Source organism: Aliivibrio logei (genome assembly GCF_001691055.1).
GTDB classification, from domain to species: Bacteria; Pseudomonadota; Gammaproteobacteria; order Enterobacterales; family Vibrionaceae; genus Aliivibrio; species Aliivibrio salmonicida.
Genome location: NZ_MAJU01000061.1, coordinates 1 through 1,467 on the forward strand (window position 1 = coordinate 1; position 1,467 = coordinate 1,467).

Consider the following 1,467-nt stretch of genomic DNA (forward strand, 5'->3'; position numbering starts at 1 on the left):
TGTTTATCTGTATTTAACGTTGAAATTAAAGCGCGAATCCATAGCAAAAAAAAGTTCGATCTACAACCCAATGCTGTGGAATAACAGTAAAGCTGTAAATCTCACTTTATTTGACCATTTGCACAGTAGTATTGATGGAAGTGAGGCGAGTATAATAGCCATCAACTAATGCAAACGCATGATTACGTAATGTATTTGTAATCATGCGCACACAAAAAATCAACACTAGCTAGATTTTCTAATAGCTTGAAATTTTCGAGGCATCGTTCTAATGGATGTATCTAACCTAGAGTCCTTTATTTCTCCCCAAATCATATGGTCAGTGATTTTATAAATCATAACACTACTATTTCCGCTGGTTCCTTGGAGAATGCCATTTGTTAAAGAAAGAGTAATCGGTGAGCTAAATTGACCATTTAAGAATAAGTGAACCCCATTCGCGGATAAATCAAAAACAATATAGAAATTATTATTGTTATTGTTATATTCATGATCTTTTAATTTCCATTTTGTATTATGTACTGATGCTAAGAATGATGAATCTATCGGCTTTTGATATTCAACAACATTGAACTCATTTTGATTTGATAAATAAATGATTTCCTTTACTCCATCATTATCTAAATCACCAAGCTCAAATGACTTCACTCCATAATAAGCACTAGAACCATTAACGATTGTGAATGGTTCCAATGGATATCTTGAAGATGCATGGCTTGATAGAGAGAAAAGGAAAAGTGTAACAATTATACTGTTTTTCATAAATAACCCCAAATTACTTCTTAATGAATGCTTTAAACGGTGTTAATTCAGCATTTTGACCATCAATGCCATCGTCGGATAGCTTGCCCCAAATCATAGTAGGAGTAATACCTTCGATAATGATAGATCCAACACTGGAAAATCCAGAAATAGTTTTTTGTGGACTAACTCTTAAATCAAGTGTACGCATTCCTGTGTTAAGAGAAACGCTGTTACCATTGAAGTTAAAACTTAAAGTATAATCACTTCCATATTGATGATCTGAAAGTACCCATCTAGTACTAGCTAGAACATTAAATGTTGACTCATTTAATGCAGGTGAAACTTTTATAGCTTTTATATTGTTTTGTTTGTCTTGATAGACAATTTCATCAAACCCATCACCATCAATATCCCCTACTTTATATGAATGAGCAGATTTTAGTATTTCTGTCATATCCATAATGGTACTTGAATTTGAGTAATCATAATTTGCCGAAACTGAAAGAGAAAAAAAGCAGGATATAACGATAGGTAAACATTTTAATTTCATTTTTAAGTTCAACCAGTTGAATAAGAGCAAAGAAGCATATTTGTTTTTATTTATAAATCAATGCTTATTATATATAACTTGAACCACATCACAGATATGAATGGGGTAGTTTTGTGCGATATACCACCTGATGAGCATAATTCACTTGAAGAGGGGTTGTTGCAAATAATCTG

Annotated in this window: 2 protein-coding genes; both read right to left on the reverse strand. The window is 32.3% G+C overall.

Translation table 11 applies throughout. From position 1 onward, the window contains the following. Positions 1–225: 225 nt before the first annotated feature. Positions 226–762, reverse strand: a complete 537-nt coding sequence (locus A6E04_RS20790) for a hypothetical protein (protein WP_065612292.1) — start codon at positions 760–762, stop codon at positions 226–228. Between the two features lie 13 nt (positions 763–775). Continuing rightward, positions 776–1,204: a hypothetical protein gene (locus tag A6E04_RS20795; RefSeq protein WP_065612293.1), complete on the reverse strand. Its 429-nt coding sequence runs from the start codon at positions 1,202–1,204 to the stop codon at positions 776–778. Positions 1,205–1,467: the final 263 nt, after the last annotated feature.